Source organism: Rhizobium sp. CNPSo 3670 (assembly GCF_057784555.1).
Genome location: NZ_JBXSOL010000005.1, coordinates 142,316 through 159,556, shown reverse-complemented (window position 1 = coordinate 159,556; position 17,241 = coordinate 142,316). Strand labels below are relative to the sequence as shown.

Below are 17,241 nucleotides of genomic sequence, written 5' to 3'. Positions count from 1 at the left end.
AATCAGAGCGTCAAACGTCGCTGCGAACTGTGGGTCGGAAGTCAGCTTTTCTCAAGGGCTGACAGGCTGTCGCTGGAGGAGCGGGATCCGCTTCAGGCGCAGCGCACGCTTTTCCAGGAGATGCCATGAAAGCCAGCCGAGCAACCATGCTGTCGGCAGCGAAAGGGCAAAGACGGCCCACCATGTGCTGTACTGGCCGAGGGCATGGTTCATCACCTGCTCCACTGGCCAGCCATAGAGATAGGTGCCGTAGGAGATGTCGCCCAATCGTTCGAGAGTCGGCAGGCGTAGGGAGGGCGAGGTCGCGATGTAGACAAGCGGATAGGCGAACAACATGCGGCCGTAAAGATAGCCGGGCCAGAAGACGAGGAAGAGCACGCCGAGCGCCGCAAAGACCAATGCCAGGACAATGCTGGGCCGCCGCTTTTCCATCACGAACCAGAGAAGCGAACCGCAGAAGAAATAGGGAGCGATAAAGGTGAAATCCGTCAGGAAGCGTATGTTTGGCCACGGATGATCGAAGAAAAGCTGCCATGTCACGCCCGCGGCGACGGCAAGTGCCATCAGCGGCGCTCGCAGAAGCCCGATTGCCATCAATCCCGCGACGATCAGGTAGCAGAAGATTTCCTGCCCGATCGTCCAGAGAGAGCCGTTGACGGAAGTGGCGAGCCAGGAGATTGCCGGATCATAAAACTGCACATGCGGCAGGGTCATGCCAAAGTTCGGGTCGAGCAGCGAATGCAACGTCGTCTTCAGATGAAGCGATTTCAGCAAGTAGCCACTGACGCCCAGCGGGCTGAACATGGCGCCCAGGACGTAGACGCTGAGCAGGGTGCAGACGATGAACGCCGGGTATATCCTCAGGGCCCGCCGCCAGAGAAAACCAACCGCGCCGCCGAACTGCGCGCTCTGCGTAACGAGGAATCCGCTGGTGATGAAAAACACATAGACGCCGAATAGGCCGAGGATATTACCCTCTCCGAACAACCGCTCGAAGGGCTCGTTCGCCGAGGTCTTTTCCACGATAAGGAAGGCATGCGAGAAGATCACCGTCGAGGCTGCGACGAGCCTGATCATGTTGAAGTTCGGGTAAAATGCCTTCTTTCCCCCGTGCATGCGAAACCTCCGGCGCTTCCAAAGCTAACAACCATTAAGGGGAGTTTGGAATGTTGTCACGAGCCGGTGTGAAAACGCGGCTGAGCTGAGATACTCTCCGATCCAACCCAAATGCGCCTCCGACAGGTGGCTCAGCTCGGTCCGGCGACCAGGGCGTAGGACACCGAAGCGGATATTCTATATGGCTTGCGCCTCCTCTCTCCCGGTCGGCGCCGGATCGAGGCAGCGGTCCTGCCGGCGCTCCTGCAGCCGCATCTCGACCTTCTCTCGGGAAAAGTCCGGCCAGAGCGCCTCGGCCTACGCCGGCGCCGGATGTGGCCGTCATCGAATGGCTGGGCGCACAACATCCCTCATCGGTATTTACGACAGCGGTATGAGCAGTTCCGAAATGACGTTGGTATCGAGAATGATCACGCGTCGAAGTCCGGCGCGTCGCGGATCGGCTCTCGGGGTGGAATTTCGAGTTCAACTCCCCCGACCGGCTGCAGCGGGCGAATGATCTCGGCCAGGTTGCGCGCCGCCAGTGGTCGCAAGTGCCGTACGCAGAATATGCGTGCTTCATCTTCCATGGAACGGCCATGCCTCGCGGCGCGAACGCGCAGCCGCTGCTTCAATCCCTCATCCAGATTACGGATCGTCACGCTGGCCGTTTGCCTCCGTTTATCAATGATAGCATATAAATCACTGATTGCATGTTCTCGAGCAACGGTCGCGAAACTATTCCTGTCGTCAGTTTATCAGGCGAGGCAGAGCACACCCAGCCGCCGCGAAGATCAACGCCGGGACAATATCGGGCCGAGCTTTTCCATCACTATGTTTGGCCACGGCTGATCGGACGAGCCGAACGCTGGGAGAAGACCGGCGCAGTAAGCGATAGAAGGCCCTCATCCGACAATCCAGCATGTCTAACCTTACGAAAAAGTAATGTAAATCCAGTGCGCTTCTATGTCGCGCCGAAGTCCATTGACTGATAAAGCCTGGAGATATAAAGTCATCCTGATGAAATTTAGAGAATCAAGTAGAATTTATGCATCATCTCGGCCAGGTTGTAATACAGAGACAAAAACAAAAGCTGGTTGAAATACTAAGGAAGTTTGCAAAACCCGGGCATCCTTACATAATAGTGGATTGTCCATCACAAAAAGATCCGGGGCACCATGCAAGCTGGCTCGGCCTTTCGCTAGTTTTAAAAGAAGTAACGGGCCGGATGCCCGTGCTTACTTGCGGCGCATCTCAAAGTCTGGACGAGATAAATGCAACGCCGGCTGACGCCCCAATTTTCATTTGCGGGTGGAGTGATTTTGGGGATTTGCGGTCGGGCAGGGATGATATTCGCTGCCGCCTGCTATGGAAATACCCGGATCGGACGATCATCCAGATGCCGCAGAGGGTCCACTTCGCCAACGAGTCGCTCAAGGAATACGCCAAACGCACGATTGGCAGGCATCGCAACTTCTTCTGCCTGACGCGCGATGACCAGAGCTTCGAACTGGCAAGAGCGAACTTCGATTGTGAGGTCGAGGCGGGCCCGGACACGGCATTCGGTATCGAGACGCTGAAGCCCTTCGACGCTGACCCTCTGAGAGTGTTGTATGTCATGCAGCCTCTTGGCGAGGACGACGTCGATATAGCCAACGCGCGAGCGATTGTTGACGGACCTCTGACCAATTGGATCAATGGTCCAGACAGTTTGTCGCGCCTGCGCATGTCGAGCATCGTCAGCTCAGCGCTGCGGCATGGATTGAGCCGCACGGCGATGATGGCGCAGCACCGCGAGGATGTCGCCCGTCGCTATGTCGATTATGGCGTGAGGATCCTGTCCGGCGCAGAGCGGATTATTACCAACCATCTACACGGTCACATTCTCTGTCTGTTGCTCAATAAGCCGCATGTCGCGGTCGCGAGAGACGGCAGCAATCTTCACGCTTTCATCGATAGCCGGACTTGCGACAGCCCTCTGGTTGAGAAAGCGACGAACGCAAGCGAGATTTTCGCTGCAATGTCTCGCCTGCCCTATGAAATCGGCGGCACCTGGTACAAGTCGAGCCGGCCCATGACTGTCGGTCCCAGTATTCCCGCCCCCGATCTGGTCCCTCAACCTTCCATAGTCTGATTATCGGTAGGAGCTCAGTTTGTCGGTTTTGCAAGACGACGATATTCTCTTCAGCCATGTCAGTGAGAACCGGTCCGCCGCAGCCGTAACGGGTGCCTTCTGGTCGGCACTCAGTACCCTTATTCCGACGGTCCTGACCTTCGCTGTTTTTGTTGTCACGTCTCGTATTCTCCAGCCTCAGGACTTCGGTCTTGTCGCGCTGTCCTTCAGCATCGTCTCCTTTGCAGCGAGTTTCGGGCCGACTGCCTTTGGCGAAGCGATCATCCAGAGAGCCGAGATCAGGCGCAGCCACCTCGACACGATATTCCTGCTTTCGCTCGGCTTTTCGTTCCTGGTCTACGGCGCCTTATGCCTGGCCGCTTCGTCGATCGCGGCCTATGTCGGGCATAAGGAAGTCACCTATCTCATTTACATCATGGGATTGAAGGTATTCTTCGACTTCACGGCCGTCGTTCCGAATGCGATCGTGAACAGGAAAATGTCATTCCATCTGGTGGCCGTCCGCACAGTCATCGCGACTGTCACGTCTGCTTGCCTTTGCCTTGTTCTGGTTCTCGCCGGTTTCGGCTTGTGGGGGCTTGCCATTGCCCAGATCGCCGCCACAGCGGCATCGTGCGGCGCCGCTTTCTGGGGTGCGGGTTGGATTCCCGGCCTGAAGATAAAGAAAGCGAGCCTCAATGATCTGCTTCACTACGGTTTCTTTGCATCCGGCACCCGTTTTTTACAGACGATGAGCCTGGACAACTTGCTCATCGGCGTGCTCCTGAGCCCGTCGGCGCTCGGCATCTATAACTTTTCCAAGCGCCTGTTCGACATGATCAACAACGTCATCGCCGGCGGCCTGACGTCGGTGACGCACGTGCTGCTGTCTTCGTTGCGGGCCGATCCGAAGAAGGTCCGGGAAGCATTCCTGATGGCGACGTTTGGCTGTGCCCTGGTTTCCTACCCCGTCTTCATCGGGCTTGCGGCAGTTGCCGATGATGCAATCACGACGATTTTCGGAGCGCACTGGATCGAGGCAGTTTGGCCGGTTCGATTCTACTGCGTTATTGGCTTGATGGCTGGGATCGGCTACGTGCAGGCATCCCTGATAAAAAGCCAGGGAGAGATGGATTGGTGGTTTTACTACCAGCTGGCTCGAAATGTTCTCACGCTTCTGACCATCGCAGTTCTTTACCCCTACGGCGTGACGACAGTCGTGTTTGCGATCATGATCGAAGTCCTGTTGTTCTGGCCGATCACCAGCTGGAAGGTGTCGCAGCATATAGAGCTGAGTGTGCCGGCATATTTGGCGCAGTTCCTGCGGCCGACCACGGCCAGTGCAGCGATGGTGGCTGTCGTTTTGCTGCTGCACGAACTGTTGCTTCATTGGTCGCCCTACGCACGTCTGGCTATAGAAGCCCTTGCAGGCGGCATCGCTTACTGCAGCCTGATATTCTTGCTGTGCAGGGCGCGCCTGAATGTCCTGATCGGCAGCATCAAACAGGCTCGGCAGCGCAAGGGTAACAGGGGCGCAGTGGCCACCCCTGTGTGATTTCCTGGCTCCAGCCCGGCGGATTGTTTCGCCGCCCGTCTCTCAACCCAAACGGCCTTCGGCCGCAAGCGCATGGGATAATCGACAAGATGACAGATCTCGACCGCGATTATCCGTTACATCAGCTTCACCGGGCAGATGTTTCGACAAGTGGCCGCAGCCGCTACTATACGCTCGATGACATGCGCGGCTTTGCCGCCATTTGTGTTGTCGCCACGCACTTCCAGGAGAGATACGCGCCATCGGCTTATCTGGCGGTCGACTTTTTCTTCGTTCTCAGCGGCTTCATTATCGCTGACATTTATGGACGAAGGCTGTCGCGCGGCCTGCCATTTCAGTCATTCATGAAGGCCCGCATCAAACGCCTGTATCCGCTTTATCTGCTCGGGATCTTGGTTGGCCTCGTGCAGATCATTCTGTTGACGAGCTGGGGACTGCGAGCCCAAAGCACGGTCGATCTGCTGGTGTCGAGCGCAGCCAACACCTTCGTTTTGCCCAGCCCGATGTATTTCCTTCAAGCGCATCCGATGCAAGGGATGTTTCCGGTCAACGGCCCGGCCTGGTCGATGTTCTGGGAATTGCTGGTGAATATCGTCTTCGCACTGTGGCTCTTCCGGCTCTCCGTCCGCGCCCTCTGCGCCGTTGCGCTCGTCTCGGCGGCATTCTTGGTTTTTGTCGGTCTGAAGTACGGCATGTTGAATATCGGCTGGGAGTGGCCTTCCGCAGTGGGTGGACTGCCGAGGGTGATGTTCTCATTTACCGCAGGCGTCGTTATCAGCCGTCTCTTCAACGGCGTTTCGGCCTGGAGGAGGGGCTGGGTCGCACTGGCGCCCTGCCTGCTTTTGCTGATCTGCATCGTAGCTCCGGTTCCGCTCGTACTGCGGCCCTACTATGATCTGATCTTCGCGATCACCCTGGCGCCGCTCATCGTCACACTCGGCCTGTTGCTGGAGATGCCCGCCCAGGCAGAAGGGTTGGCGACGTGGATTGGATACATCTCCTATCCCGTCTACATCCTGCACCGAGGCGTGATCGGCGTCTTCAAGCCCCTTGCGGGTTCGATTGGTCTGAATGGCCCCCTCGCGTTTCTGGTGCTTCTCGGTGCGGTGGTCTGTTTCGCTTACATGACCGCTCGTCTCATAGACAAAGCCACGGCTTTCCGGGCGCGTCGGGCCGCATAGTTCGATCACAGGCAACCGCGAGTGATCTGGCATGCGCAGTTCCAGCTGCTGTCACCGCCGCAGTAGCGGCCGCAGTGCGGCCTGTGTTTCCTTCAACAGCTTGAGATAGCGCACCTTCATCTCGGCGGCCGGGACGAGGGCGGCCGGGGCACCGATATTGATCGCCGCGATCGTTTCGCCGCGGTCGTTTTCAACGGGCACGGCAATCGAGCAGAGGCCGATCTCCAGCTCCTGATCGATGACGGCGCAGCCTTCTGCGCGCACCCGGCGGAATTCTTCGATGAGTTCGTCCGGATCGGTTTTGGTATTGGCCGTGTTCTGCTTCAGCTCGCTCCTGGCCAGGATGGCGCGCGCCTCTGTCTCGGAAAGGGCCGCCAGCAGCACCCGGCCCATCGAGGCGCAATAGGCGGGCAGGCGGCTGCCGGGGGTCAGATTGATCGACATGACCCGGCGTTGCGCGGCGCGGGCGATATAGACTATCTCGGTGCCGTCGAGCACCGAGGCCGAGGCGCTCTGGCCGGACTTTTCCGAGAGAAGGTCGAGATGCGGCTGCAGGAGCGCCGGCAGCGGCGTTGCGGCGAGATAGGCATGGCCGAGCCGCAGGATCTTCGGCGTCAGCGTGAAGAACTTGCCGTCATAATCGGCATAGCCGAGATCGGCAAGCGTCAGCAGCGAACGCCGCACCGTGGCGCGGTCGAGCGCGGTCAGCTTCGCGGCTTCGGCGATAGACAGCCGCTGCCGCGTCTCGCCGAAGGCCTCGATGACTTTCAGGCCGCGGGCAAAGCCGCTGACGAAATCCGTTTCGCGCATGGATTCGATCCTCCGCCAGCATTTGTGTGCGATATACGAACAAATGTCAAATATCGCACGGAATATCTTGCGGCTGCTCCTGCGGCGGTATACTTCTGACAGCAGACGGGCTGAGGAGATCCCCATGGACAAGACAATCGCGAGCACGGCTGAGGCCGTCTCCGAGATCGGCGACGGCGCGACGGTCATGATCGGCGGCTTCGGCGGCTCGGGCGCGCCGATCGAGCTGATCCATGCCCTGATTGACAGGGGTCCGAAAAACTTGACTGTGATCAACAACAACGCCGGCAACGGCCGCATCGGCATCGCCGCGATGATTGACGCCGGCCTGGTCCGGAAAATGATCTGCTCGTTCCCGCGCTCTTCGGATCCGCGCGCTTTCACCGACAAATACCTGGCCGGCGAAATCGAGCTCGAGCTGGTGCCGCAGGGCACGCTCGCCGAGCGCATCCGCGCCGGCGGCGCCGGCATTCCGGCTTTTTATACGCCGACCGGCTACGGCACCGAACTCGCGGAAGGCAAGGTGATCGCCGAATTCGACGGCCGCCATTATGTGCAGGAGCGCTGGCTGAAAGCCGATTTTGCGATCGTCAAGGCTGCGGTCGGCGATGTCCACGGCAACCTCACCTACAACAAGGCAGGCCGCAATTTTAATCCGCTGATGTGCATGGCGGCCGCCAGGACCATCGCCCAGGTTTCCTCGATCGTGCCGGCCGGCGGCATCGATCCCGAGCATGTCGTCACCCCCGGCATCTTCGTCGACCGTCTCGTCGCCGTGCCCCATCCGCAGCAGGAAGAAGAGCTCATCCGAGCCGGAGTGGTCTACGTATGACCGTCGATATCAGGGACGACATCAAACTTTCCAATGCGCAGATCGCCTGGCGCGCGGCGCAGGACATTGCCGACGGCGCCTATGTCAATCTCGGCATCGGCTTTCCCGAAATGGTCGCCCGCTACCAGCCGCCCGGCCGTCAGGCGATCTTCCATACCGAAAACGGCATCCTCAATTTTGGCGAGCCGCCGGCCGAAGGTGAAGAGGACTGGGATCTGATCAACGCCGGCAAGAAGGCGGTGACGCTGAAGCCGGGAGCGGCCTTCTTCCACCACGCCGACAGCTTCGCCATGGTGCGCGGCGGCCATCTCGACGTCGCGATCCTCGGCGCCTATCAGGTCGCGGAGAATGGCGATCTTGCCAATTGGCGGGTCGGCAGCAAGGGTGTGCCGGCCGTCGGCGGCGCCATGGACCTGGTGCATGGCGCCAAGCAGGTCTGCGTCATCACCGAGCACGTCACCAAGACAGGCGAGCCGAAGCTGGTGGAGAGATGCACCTTCCCGTTGACCGGCGTCGCCTGCATCACCCGCGTCTATACGAGCCACGCCGTCATCAACATCGTCGAGGGACGCTTCGTCCTGCGCGAGAAGCTCGCAGCCATCTCGCTGGAAGAACTGCAGGCGATGACCGGCGCGCGACTGCACGTCGACGGCCCGGTGGCCGATCTCGTCGTTCCGAAACTCTAAGGGAAATGCCATGACCGAAGCCTTCATCTGCGACTATATCAGGACGCCGATCGGCCGCTTCGCCGGTTCGCTATCCCAAGTGCGCGCCGACGATCTCGGCGCTATTCCGCTGAGGGCGCTGATGACGCGCAACGGCGGCGTCGACTGGGAAGGCGTCGACGACGTGATCTTCGGCTGCGCCAACCAGGCGGGCGAGGACAACCGCAATGTCGCCCGCATGTCGGCGCTCTTGGCCGGCTTGCCGATCACGGTGCCGGGCACGACGATCAACCGGCTCTGCGGCTCCGGCATGGATGCAGTGATGACGGCGGCGCGCGCCATCCGCGCCGGCGAGGCGGAACTGATGCTCGCCGGTGGCGTCGAGAGCATGTCGCGCGCGCCCTTCGTCATGCCGAAGGCCGAGACGGCCTTTTCGCGGGCCGCCGAAATTCACGACACGACGATCGGCTGGCGCTTCGTCAACCCGCTGATGAAGAAGCAGTATGGCGTCGATTCGATGCCGGAGACGGGCGAGAACGTCGCCGCCGACTATCATGTCAGCCGCGCCGATCAGGACGCCTTCGCGCTGCGTAGCCAGGCGAAGGCGGCGGCTGCCCAGGCGAGCGGACGGCTGGCGAAGGAGATCGTCCCGGTCACCATTCCCCAGCGCAAGGGTGAGCCCATCGTCGTCGACAAGGACGAGCATCCGCGCGCGACGACGATCGAGGCTCTGGCGAAGCTCGCCACCCCTTTCAAAAAGGAAGGTGGCACGGTAACGGCGGGCAATGCCTCCGGCGTCAATGACGGGGCGGCGGCGCTGATCGTCGCCTCGGAAGCGGCGGTGCGAAAATACGGTCTGACGCCGATCGCCCGCATCCTCGGCGGTGCTGCCGCCGCGGTTCCGCCGCGGGTCATGGGCATCGGGCCGATCCCTGCCTCGCGCAAGCTGATGGCGCGGCTCGGCATGACACAGGACCAGTTCGACGTGATCGAGCTCAACGAAGCCTTCGCCAGCCAGGGGCTGGCGGTGCTGCGCGAACTCGGCATCGCCGATGACGACCGGCGGGTGAACCGCAATGGCGGCGCGATTGCGCTAGGCCATCCCTTGGGCATGTCGGGGGCCCGCATCACCGGCACGGCGGCGCTGGAACTTGTCGAAACCGGCGGCCGGTATTCGCTGTCGACCATGTGCATCGGTGTGGGGCAGGGGATTGCGATCGCGCTCGAAAGAGTGTGAGAGCGCAGCGCCTGTTGCGCGCCATATCGGGCTTCTGTAAAAATCGGGCATGCTGATCCGACCCGCAGCCACTAGCGACCGCAGCGCAATCTGGCGGATCATCGGCCCGACGATCCGCGCCGGCGAAACCTATGCGCTCGACCGCGATCTCTCCGAAGCCGATGCGCTCGCCTACTGGCTGGGAGCGGACCGCGAGACCTTCGTCGCGGAAGAGGACGGCGTCATCCTCGGTACCTATTACATCAAGGCCAATCAGGCCGGCGGCGGGCGCCACGTCTGCAATTGCGGCTACATGACCGATGCCGCCGCGAGCGGCCGCGGCGTCGCCCGCCGCATGCACGAACATTCGCTCGAGCATGCCCGGTCACGGGGCTTTCGGGCTATGCAGTTCAATTTCGTCGTCAGCAGCAATCGCCGCGCTGTCGCGCTGTGGCAATCCCTCGGCTTCGAAATCGTCGGCCGGCTGCCCGGTGTCTTCCTGCATCCAACTGAGGGTTATGTTGACGCCTTGGTGATGTTCCGCACGCTCTAAGCGGCCGGTGGAAAAAAGTGTGACGGCGCTGTCGAAATCTCAGCGGTTCGAACGTCTTTAATTGCAAGGCGCGGAAAGTGGCCGACCGGCTGCACGCGTCGCGATCACTCTGTCGGCATGGAGGTATGAAGCCATGAGTGTTTCCTATCGTTGGGTCATCGTCGCCGTCGGCGCCCTGATGTCGTGCGTCGCCATTGGCGCAATGTTCTCGCTGGCGATTTTCCAGGAGCCGATCGCTACCGCCACCGGCTGGTCGCATGTCGGGATCGCCAGCGCCATGACGCTCAATTTCCTCGTCATGGGTTTCGGCGGTTTCCTCTGGGGTGCGGCGAGCGACCGTTTCGGCCCGCGCATCGTCGTGCTGGTCGGGTCCGTGCTGCTCGGCCTGGCCTTGGTGCTCGCCAGCCGCGCCGCAACACTCATCGAATTCCAGCTGACCTACGGCATCCTGGTCGGACTGGCCGCCAGCGCTTTCTTCGCGCCGATGATCGCCGCGACCACCGCCTGGTTCGACGTGAACCGCGGTCTTGCCGTGTCGCTGGTCTCGGCCGGCATGGGGGTAGCCCCGATGACGATTTCGCCCTTCGCCCGCTGGCTGATCTCGGCCTATGAATGGCGCCCTGCCATGTTGATCATCGGCATCGCCACCTGGGTGCTGCTGGTGCCGGCCGCCCTGCTGGTCAGGCGTCCGCCTGCCGAAGCCGTCGATGCCGGTACCGAATTTGCCGCGGCGGGCGCCCGGCCACAGCTCTCGAAAGTCTTCCGGTCACCGCAGTTCATCGTGCTCGGCCTCACCTTCTTTGCCTGCTGTGCGGCCCATTCCGGCCCGATCTTCCACATGGTGAATTATGCGACGATCTGCGGCGTCGCACCGATGGCGGCCGTCAGCATCTACAGTGTCGAAGGCCTGGCGGGCCTCGGCGGTCGGCTGCTCTATGGCAGTCTCGCCGACAGGATCGGCGTGAAGCCGGTCCTGGTCGCCGGCCTCCTGGTGCAGGCGGCCGCACTCGCGACCTATCTCCTGGTCAGCGAGCTGACGGAGTTCTATGCGCTCGCCATCGTCTTCGGCAGCGCCTATGGCGGCGTGATGCCGCTCTATGCGGTGCTGGCGCGGGAATATTTCGGCCAGCGCATCATCGGTACCGTCCTCGGCGCGGCGACGATGCTCTCCAGCCTCGGCATGGCCTTCGGGCCTCTGATCGGCGGCTGGATCTTCGATACCTTCGCCAATTATTCCTGGCTGTTCATCGGCTCGGCCATGGTCGGGCTCGGGGCTGCGGCGATCGCGCTCGCATTTCCACCTCTTGGGCGCCGCGAACAGGAGGCGGTCTTGGGCGTGTCTTCTTGAGGGTGGAGATCGGCGAGGTCCGCCCCTCATCCGCCTGCCGGCACCGACCGGGGTCGAGCCACGGGTCTCGCCCCGTCCTTCGGACCCCCGCACGCGAGGCGAAGGGACCATGTCGCAGTCTCTCCATTCTCCTCTGACCTCTCGCGTGGCACGTCCCCTCGCCCCGTTTACGGCGAGAGGGTTAGGGTGAGGGGCAGCCAGGCGGTCCGAACCCACTAGCCATGTCATCACCCACGAGCCTAATCTCCCGCTTTCGTGCATTGCGCTTCGCCGATTTCGGCTGATAGACTTCCCCCGTCTGTTTCATCACCTATGTCCTTGGTTTTTCGGGAGGCTTCTTGGCCATGACAGAACTTGCTCAATTGCTCGCATCCATCAGACTGCCGGATCTCGCCGGCAAGGCCGTACTGATTACCGGTGCCTCGACCGGCATTGGAGCGGCCGTCGCCCGCGCCTTTGCCGCCCAAGGTGCCAAGGTCGGGGTGCATTACAATGCCAGCCGGGAGCCGGCCGAGAGGCTCGCCGAGGAGATCCGCGCCGCCGGCGGTGCTGTGCATCTGATCCAGGGCGACGTGTCGAGGGAGGGGGAGACGGAGCGTGTCGTCGAGGAGACGGCGAAGACCTTCGGCCATCTCGACGGGCTGATCAACAATGCCGGCGGCATGCTGGGGCGCAAGCCGACCTCCGAATATACCGACGCCCATTATGCCGCGGTTATGGACCTCAATGCCCGCTCGGTGCTGGCGGCGACGCGCGCGGCCCATCCCTGGCTGAAGAAACAGGGCGGCTTCATCATCAACACCACATCGATCGCCGCCCGCAACGGCGGCGGCAATGGCGCGGTCCTCTACGCCGCCTCCAAGGGCTTCGTCTCGACCATCACGCGCGGCCATGCCAAGGAGTTCGTCGCCGACAGGATCCGCGTCAACGCGGTGGCGCCGGGTGTCATCGCCACGCCCTTCCACGAGCGTTATACCAATGACGAGCAGATGGAGCTGCAACGCAGATCGATCCCGATGGGCTTCGTCGGCACATCGGAGGATTGCGTCGGCGCCTATCTCTTCCTCGCTTCGCCGACGCTCTCAGGCTACATCACCGGCCAGATCATCGAGGTCAATGGCGGTCAGCTGATGCCGTAAACGCCTCGATCGGCAACGACAGCGTCCGCTTTCCCCGGGGCTACGGAACTTTCGAACCACCTTCACGTTTCCCGCTTGGTCTTTTCATCAGGCGGGGTGCCATGAGCTTTTCATTTTCGGAACTCGACTTCCTCAAGCCGGAGCTGGGGGCGGAGTATACGGGTTCCGGCACTCATTTCGCCGTCTTCTCGGCGCATGCGGAACAGATCGAGCTCTGCCTGTTTTCACCCGACGGAAAGGATGAAATCGCTCGGCTGCCCTTGCCCAAACGCGAGGGCGATATCTGGTCGGGCTATATCGCCGGCATTGGACCGGGCACCGTCTACGGCTATCGCGCCCATGGCCCCTATGATCCGGGCGCCGGCCATCGTTTCAATCCGAACAAGCTTTTGCTCGACCCTTATGCCAAACAGGTGACGGGCGAACTGCAGTGGCATGACGCGCTGTTCGGCTATCGGATCGGTGAGGACGATCTTTCCTTCGACGACCGTGACAGTGCGCCTTTCATGGTCAAGAGCGTTGTGCAGGATCCCGATTTCGACTGGGCGGGTGAAGAGGCGATCCGCCGGCCCTGGACGGATACGATCATCTACGAGGCGCATGTGCGGGGCCTGACGATGACGCATCCGAAAGTGCCGGACCGGCTGCGCGGCACCTTTCTCGGCATGTGCAGCGATCCGATCATCGATCATCTCGTCAAGCTCGGCATTTCGGCGATCGAGCTCCTGCCGATCCAGTATTTCCTCGACGACCGTTATCTGGTCGAAAAGAAGCTGCGAAACTATTGGGGTTACCAGACGCTCGGTTTCTTCGCGCCGCAGTCGCGCTATCTCTCGAGTGACAAGATCACCGAGATCAAGACCATGGTGAAGCGGTTCCATGCGGCCGGCATCGAGGTCATCATGGACGTGGTCTACAACCATACGGCCGAAGGCAGCGAGAAGGGGCCGACGCTGTCCTTCCGTGGGCTCGACAATGCGAGCTATTATATCCTTTCACCCGATGATCCCCGTCATACCTTCGATACAACAGGGACCGGCAACACGCTGAATGTCGCCAATCCGCTGGTGATGCGCATGGTGCTCGACAGCCTCCGCTATTGGGTCGGCGTCATGCATATCGATGGCTTCCGCTTCGATCTCGCCAGCACGCTCGGGCGACAGGATCTGGAGTTCGACCGGCAGGGGCTGTTCTTCGGCGCCATTCGTCAGGATCCGATCCTTGCCGGCGTCAAGCTGATCGCCGAGCCCTGGGATATCGGCGCGGGCGGCTATCAGGTCGGCGGTTTCCCGCACCCTTTCCGCGAATGGAACGACAAGTTCCGCGACGACGTGCGCCGTTTCTGGAAGGGCGACAGCGGAATGGTGTCGGAACTGGCGGCGCGCATCACCGGCTCTGCGCCGCAATTCAACCATTCCGATCGGGGGGCGACCTCCTCGATCAATCTTCTATCGGCCCATGACGGCTTTACGTTGATGGATGCGGTTTCCTTCGACGGCAAACACAATGAGGCGAACGGCGAGGATAACCGGGACGGGCATTCGGACAATCATTCCGACAATATGGGCTTCGAGGGCGCCACCGATGATGCCAATATTAACGCGGCACGCGCACGCCGGCGGCGCAACATGATGGCGACACTGATGCTGTCCCAGGGCGTGCCGATGATCCTGGCCGGCGACGAGCTCGGCAACAGCCAGGGCGGCAATAACAACGCCTATTGCCAGGACAATGAGATCGGCTGGACAGGCTGGGATGGGCTCGACGATCCCTTCCTCGATTTCTGTCGGCAGGCCGTCGCCTTCCGCAAGGCTCATCCGGTCCTCAGGCAGGAGCGGTTCCTGACCGGCGAAACCAGCGAGGACGGGCGTATCGAGATCGCCTGGTACAAGCCGGACGGCAATTTTATGGATGACGCGGCCTGGAACGACGATGGACTGCAGGTCCTTGGCGTGTACTTCTCGAAGAGCGTGCACGCACTCGATACCGAGAAGATGGATGACCTCTTCCTCGTCTTCAACGCCGGCGGCGATTGCGAGGTTCATCTGCCAATCGTGAACGGACTGAAACAGTGGTCACGCGTTCTCGACACCGGGGCTGAAACCGGTGCCTTCGAGGTACACGACGAAGCCAATCCCGTCATGGTCTATACCCAGAGCGTCGCCGTATTCGCGCCGACAGGCCAGACGCAACCGCCGGAAGGGGCGACCAAGGCCCAGCGCCGCCGGTGGTTCCAGTTCGGCCGCCGGAGCAAATAGCAGGGCGCCAACAGCATGAATGCCGAAGCCATTACCGAACTTGGCCTAATCTATGTCAGCGATACCGAACCGGGCATCCGCAGGCGCAGGAAAGGCAAGGGCTTCAGCTATGTGATGCCTGACGGTACGACGCTTTCGGATGAATCGCAGCGGGCGCGCATCGGCGCGCTCGGCTTGCCGCCAGCCTACGAGAACGTCTGGATCTGTCTCTACGAGAACGGTCATCTGCAGGCGACCGGTATCGATGCGCGCGGGCGCAAACAATACCGCTATCACAAGGACTGGCAATCGTTCCGCAGCGCCGGAAAATTCTACCAACTGATCGAATTCGGTCAGGCGCTGCCGAAGATCCGCCGCACCGTCCTGCGGCATCTCGACACCGGCGTCGAGGATGTCAACGGCGTGCTGGCGGCTTTGACGACGCTGCTCGACGAGGCGCATCTGCGGGTCGGTAATCAGGCCTATGTCAGGGAGAACGGCACCTATGGCGCGACGACGCTCTTGAAGCGGCATCTGAAAATCGTCGACGGGCGGATCGAGCTCAAATTCCGGGCCAAGGGCGGCAAGCGCGTCCAGCGCAGTCTCAAGCATCCCAGGCTGCAGAAAATCCTGGAAGAGATTTCCGACCTTCCCGGCCGCCAGCTCTTCGTCTGGAAGGATGAAAGCGGCGTGCTGAAACCGGTCGACTCCGGCCGGCTGAATGCCTATTTGGCCGAAATATCGGGCATTCCGATCTCCGCCAAGACCTTCCGCACCTGGGCCGGATCGCTGGCGGCCTTCGGGGTCGCCCGCGAAAGGATCGTCGGCGGCGGACGGCCGACGGTGAAGGAAATGTCGGAGGCTGCGGCCGAGGCGCTGCACAATACGCCGGCGATCTCGCGCTCGAGCTATATCCATCCGGCAATCATCGCGCTGGCCGGCAATGATCATCCTTTGATCGAGGGCGGTAGCGAGCCGCTGCGGGGCTTGCGGGCCGAAGAAAACAGGCTGCTTGATTTCCTCATATGCGAGACCGAGGGATCTCTTCAGCTCGCGCCGTCCAGCTCCGGATAGTGTCTGAAAATCCCTTCCTCGTTGAAGGCGAGGCGGCGAGGGGAGGCGAGATAGCGGGCGATGTTCGGCCGCTTCGCCACCGCATCATGAAGGGCAAGGAGAGCGGGGTATTCGGCCTTGCTCTTCTTCATTGCCTTGGGAAAGGCATAGGTGAGGCCCTCGATCACCTGAAAAAGCGAGAGGTCGACATAGGTGAGCGCATTGCCGACTATATGATCGGCGCCTTTCGGATTGCGCTTCAGAACGCGCTCGAAATAACCGAGGAATTTGGGAATGCGGTCCCGGATGAAGGCGGCCGAGCGTGCTTTGGCTTCCTGCTTCTGGTCTTCATAATAAAGCGACAGGTCGATCGGGTGGTGCGTATCATGCACTTCGGCAACGAAATCGGTGATGGTAAGCTGCAGGCCGTTGGCGACGTAGCAAAGGCTTTCGTCCTCCGGCGCAAGGCCGAGCTTCGGCCCGAGGTAAAACAGGATGTTGGCGACATGCGGGATAATGAGGTCGCCGTCCTTCAGGAAGGGCGGAGCGAAGGGAATGTGCGGCTCGCCATCGCTCTTCATGATCTCGAGCATGGCGCCCGTTCCCCGGCCGGGCTGACGCGTGACGTCGACATAGTCGGCGGCGGCTTCCTCCAGCGCCAAGCGTACGAATTCGCCGCGGCCTTGGATGCCGTCCCAATAATAAAGCTCATATGCCATGCTCAACGCCTCGATTGACGACCGAAGTCTTTTCGCAGTTCGTCCTTGGCCTTTTCAAGGGTGCCGCGCCGCTTTTTCGACAGCTGCTCGCCAGCGCGGTTGATGTAGAAGGTCAGCATCGACATGGCAGCGCGAAACGGGCTGGACTTGCGGCGGTCGCTTTCCTCGGCGGAGCGCTTGATCGAGCGGGCGATCTCCTTCGGATCGTCCGATTTGAACACGCCTTCCTTGAGGTCCATCGCGTTGCTGTGTTCGGTAACGTCCTGCGACCATTTCTTCTTCGATTTGGCCATGACAAAATCCTTGCCGGACGGACTGGCGACAAACTGGCGCCTGCCGTCCTCTTCTCGATTGGTTGGAGCATGGTGCCGCCCGAGACCGCTCACACCCTTCGGCACATGTTTAGTGGTGGCTATGGTGCTCGTTGCGCTTGCGTGTCGCGGCCGCCTTCTTGGCGGAAGCGGAGCGTTCCTCCTTCGAGCGTGCCGCGGATGCAGCGCCGCCGGCCCGGCCGCCCTTTTTGGAGGATTCATGCGTATCCTTCTTGCCGCGGCCGGAACCGGATTTGTTGCCGCCGCCGCTTTCCTTGTTGACCGTCGCCCAGGCGCGCCGTTCGGCCTCCTTCTCAGAGACGCCGCGCTCCTCGTAGCTCTCCTCAATGTGTTCGGCCTTGCGTTTTTGCTTGTCGGTATAGTCGGATTTGTCTCCTCGCGGCATCGTCGCCT

The 17,241-nt window shown here is 61.2% G+C and carries 16 protein-coding genes and 1 pseudogene; 11 read left to right on the top strand and 6 right to left on the bottom strand.

The genetic code is table 11. The features are described from left to right. Window positions 1–51: 51 nt before the first annotated feature. The gene (locus AC13QO_RS07030; protein WP_488540270.1) at window positions 52–1,116 is read right to left on the bottom strand and encodes an acyltransferase family protein; all 1,065 of its coding nucleotides are present in this window, start codon (window positions 1,114–1,116) and stop codon (window positions 52–54) included. Between the two features lie 410 nt (window positions 1,117–1,526). Then, window positions 1,527–1,784: pseudogene (locus tag AC13QO_RS07025) on the bottom strand (FitA-like ribbon-helix-helix domain-containing protein). Between the two features lie 359 nt (window positions 1,785–2,143). Here AC13QO_RS07025 and AC13QO_RS07020 point away from each other — a divergent pair. The 3 genes from AC13QO_RS07020 to AC13QO_RS07010 all read left to right on the top strand — a co-directional run bounded on the left by AC13QO_RS07020 (window position 2,144) and on the right by AC13QO_RS07010 (window position 5,944). Beyond that, window positions 2,144–3,229 carry a polysaccharide pyruvyl transferase family protein gene (locus AC13QO_RS07020; protein WP_488540269.1) on the top strand — a complete coding sequence of 362 codons (1,086 nt, stop codon included), beginning with the start codon at window positions 2,144–2,146 and terminating at the stop codon, window positions 3,227–3,229. Between the two features lie 19 nt (window positions 3,230–3,248). Then, window positions 3,249–4,763, top strand: a complete 1,515-nt coding sequence (locus AC13QO_RS07015) for a lipopolysaccharide biosynthesis protein (RefSeq protein WP_488540268.1) — start codon at window positions 3,249–3,251, stop codon at window positions 4,761–4,763. Between the two features lie 89 nt (window positions 4,764–4,852). Continuing rightward, window positions 4,853–5,944, top strand: a complete 1,092-nt coding sequence (locus AC13QO_RS07010) for an acyltransferase family protein (RefSeq protein ID WP_488540267.1) — start codon at window positions 4,853–4,855, stop codon at window positions 5,942–5,944. Window positions 5,945–5,995: 51 nt separating this feature from the next. Here the strand turns inward: AC13QO_RS07010 and AC13QO_RS07005 are convergent, their stop codons facing one another. After that, the gene (locus AC13QO_RS07005; protein WP_488540266.1) at window positions 5,996–6,754 is read right to left on the bottom strand and encodes an IclR family transcriptional regulator domain-containing protein; all 759 of its coding nucleotides are present in this window, start codon (window positions 6,752–6,754) and stop codon (window positions 5,996–5,998) included. Window positions 6,755–6,878: 124 nt separating this feature from the next. On the opposite strand from AC13QO_RS07005, the gene AC13QO_RS07000 reads away from it, so the two are divergent. The 8 genes from AC13QO_RS07000 to AC13QO_RS06965 all read left to right on the top strand — a co-directional run bounded on the left by AC13QO_RS07000 (window position 6,879) and on the right by AC13QO_RS06965 (window position 15,818). Further along, a complete protein-coding gene (locus AC13QO_RS07000) occupies window positions 6,879–7,586 on the top strand; it encodes a 3-oxoacid CoA-transferase subunit A (protein WP_488540265.1) in 708 nt (235 codons plus the stop codon). Further along, entirely contained in the window at window positions 7,583–8,272 is a 690-nt protein-coding gene (locus AC13QO_RS06995) for a CoA transferase subunit B (RefSeq protein ID WP_488540264.1), read from the top strand. Before AC13QO_RS07000 ends, AC13QO_RS06995 begins: the two co-directional genes overlap by 4 nt. Window positions 8,273–8,282: 10 nt before the next feature. Further along, window positions 8,283–9,488, top strand: coding sequence for a 3-oxoadipyl-CoA thiolase (gene pcaF, locus AC13QO_RS06990; protein ID WP_488540263.1), 1,206 nt, complete (start codon window positions 8,283–8,285; stop codon window positions 9,486–9,488). A 49-nt stretch (window positions 9,489–9,537) separates the two neighbouring features. Continuing rightward, complete coding sequence (locus AC13QO_RS06985) at window positions 9,538–10,020, top strand: GNAT family N-acetyltransferase (protein ID WP_488540262.1); 483 nt, start codon at window positions 9,538–9,540, stop codon at window positions 10,018–10,020. Between the two features lie 133 nt (window positions 10,021–10,153). Continuing rightward, the gene (locus AC13QO_RS06980; RefSeq protein ID WP_085781027.1) at window positions 10,154–11,368 is read left to right on the top strand and encodes an MFS transporter; all 1,215 of its coding nucleotides are present in this window, start codon (window positions 10,154–10,156) and stop codon (window positions 11,366–11,368) included. A 344-nt stretch (window positions 11,369–11,712) separates the two neighbouring features. After that, window positions 11,713–12,507, top strand: a complete 795-nt coding sequence (locus tag AC13QO_RS06975) for an SDR family NAD(P)-dependent oxidoreductase (protein ID WP_488540261.1) — start codon at window positions 11,713–11,715, stop codon at window positions 12,505–12,507. Window positions 12,508–12,608: 101 nt separating this feature from the next. Continuing rightward, window positions 12,609–14,765: a glycogen debranching protein GlgX gene (gene glgX / locus AC13QO_RS06970; protein WP_285195175.1), complete on the top strand. Its 2,157-nt coding sequence runs from the start codon at window positions 12,609–12,611 to the stop codon at window positions 14,763–14,765. A 15-nt stretch (window positions 14,766–14,780) separates the two neighbouring features. After that, a complete protein-coding gene (locus AC13QO_RS06965) occupies window positions 14,781–15,818 on the top strand; it encodes a DNA topoisomerase IB (protein WP_285195176.1) in 1,038 nt (345 codons plus the stop codon). Here AC13QO_RS06965 and AC13QO_RS06960 read toward each other — a convergent pair. The 3 genes from AC13QO_RS06960 to AC13QO_RS06950 all read right to left on the bottom strand — a co-directional run bounded on the left by AC13QO_RS06960 (window position 15,791) and on the right by AC13QO_RS06950 (window position 17,233). Next, a complete protein-coding gene (locus tag AC13QO_RS06960) occupies window positions 15,791–16,516 on the bottom strand; it encodes a glutathione S-transferase (protein WP_488540260.1) in 726 nt (241 codons plus the stop codon). The two genes, AC13QO_RS06965 and AC13QO_RS06960, sit on opposite strands and share 28 nt — an antisense overlap. Before the next feature lie 2 nt (window positions 16,517–16,518). Then, a complete protein-coding gene (locus AC13QO_RS06955) occupies window positions 16,519–16,809 on the bottom strand; it encodes a DUF3175 domain-containing protein (protein WP_183701329.1) in 291 nt (96 codons plus the stop codon). Window positions 16,810–16,918: 109 nt separating this feature from the next. Next, window positions 16,919–17,233 carry a plasmid stabilization protein gene (locus AC13QO_RS06950; protein WP_302749270.1) on the bottom strand — a complete coding sequence of 105 codons (315 nt, stop codon included), beginning with the start codon at window positions 17,231–17,233 and terminating at the stop codon, window positions 16,919–16,921. Window positions 17,234–17,241 lie beyond the last annotated feature (8 nt).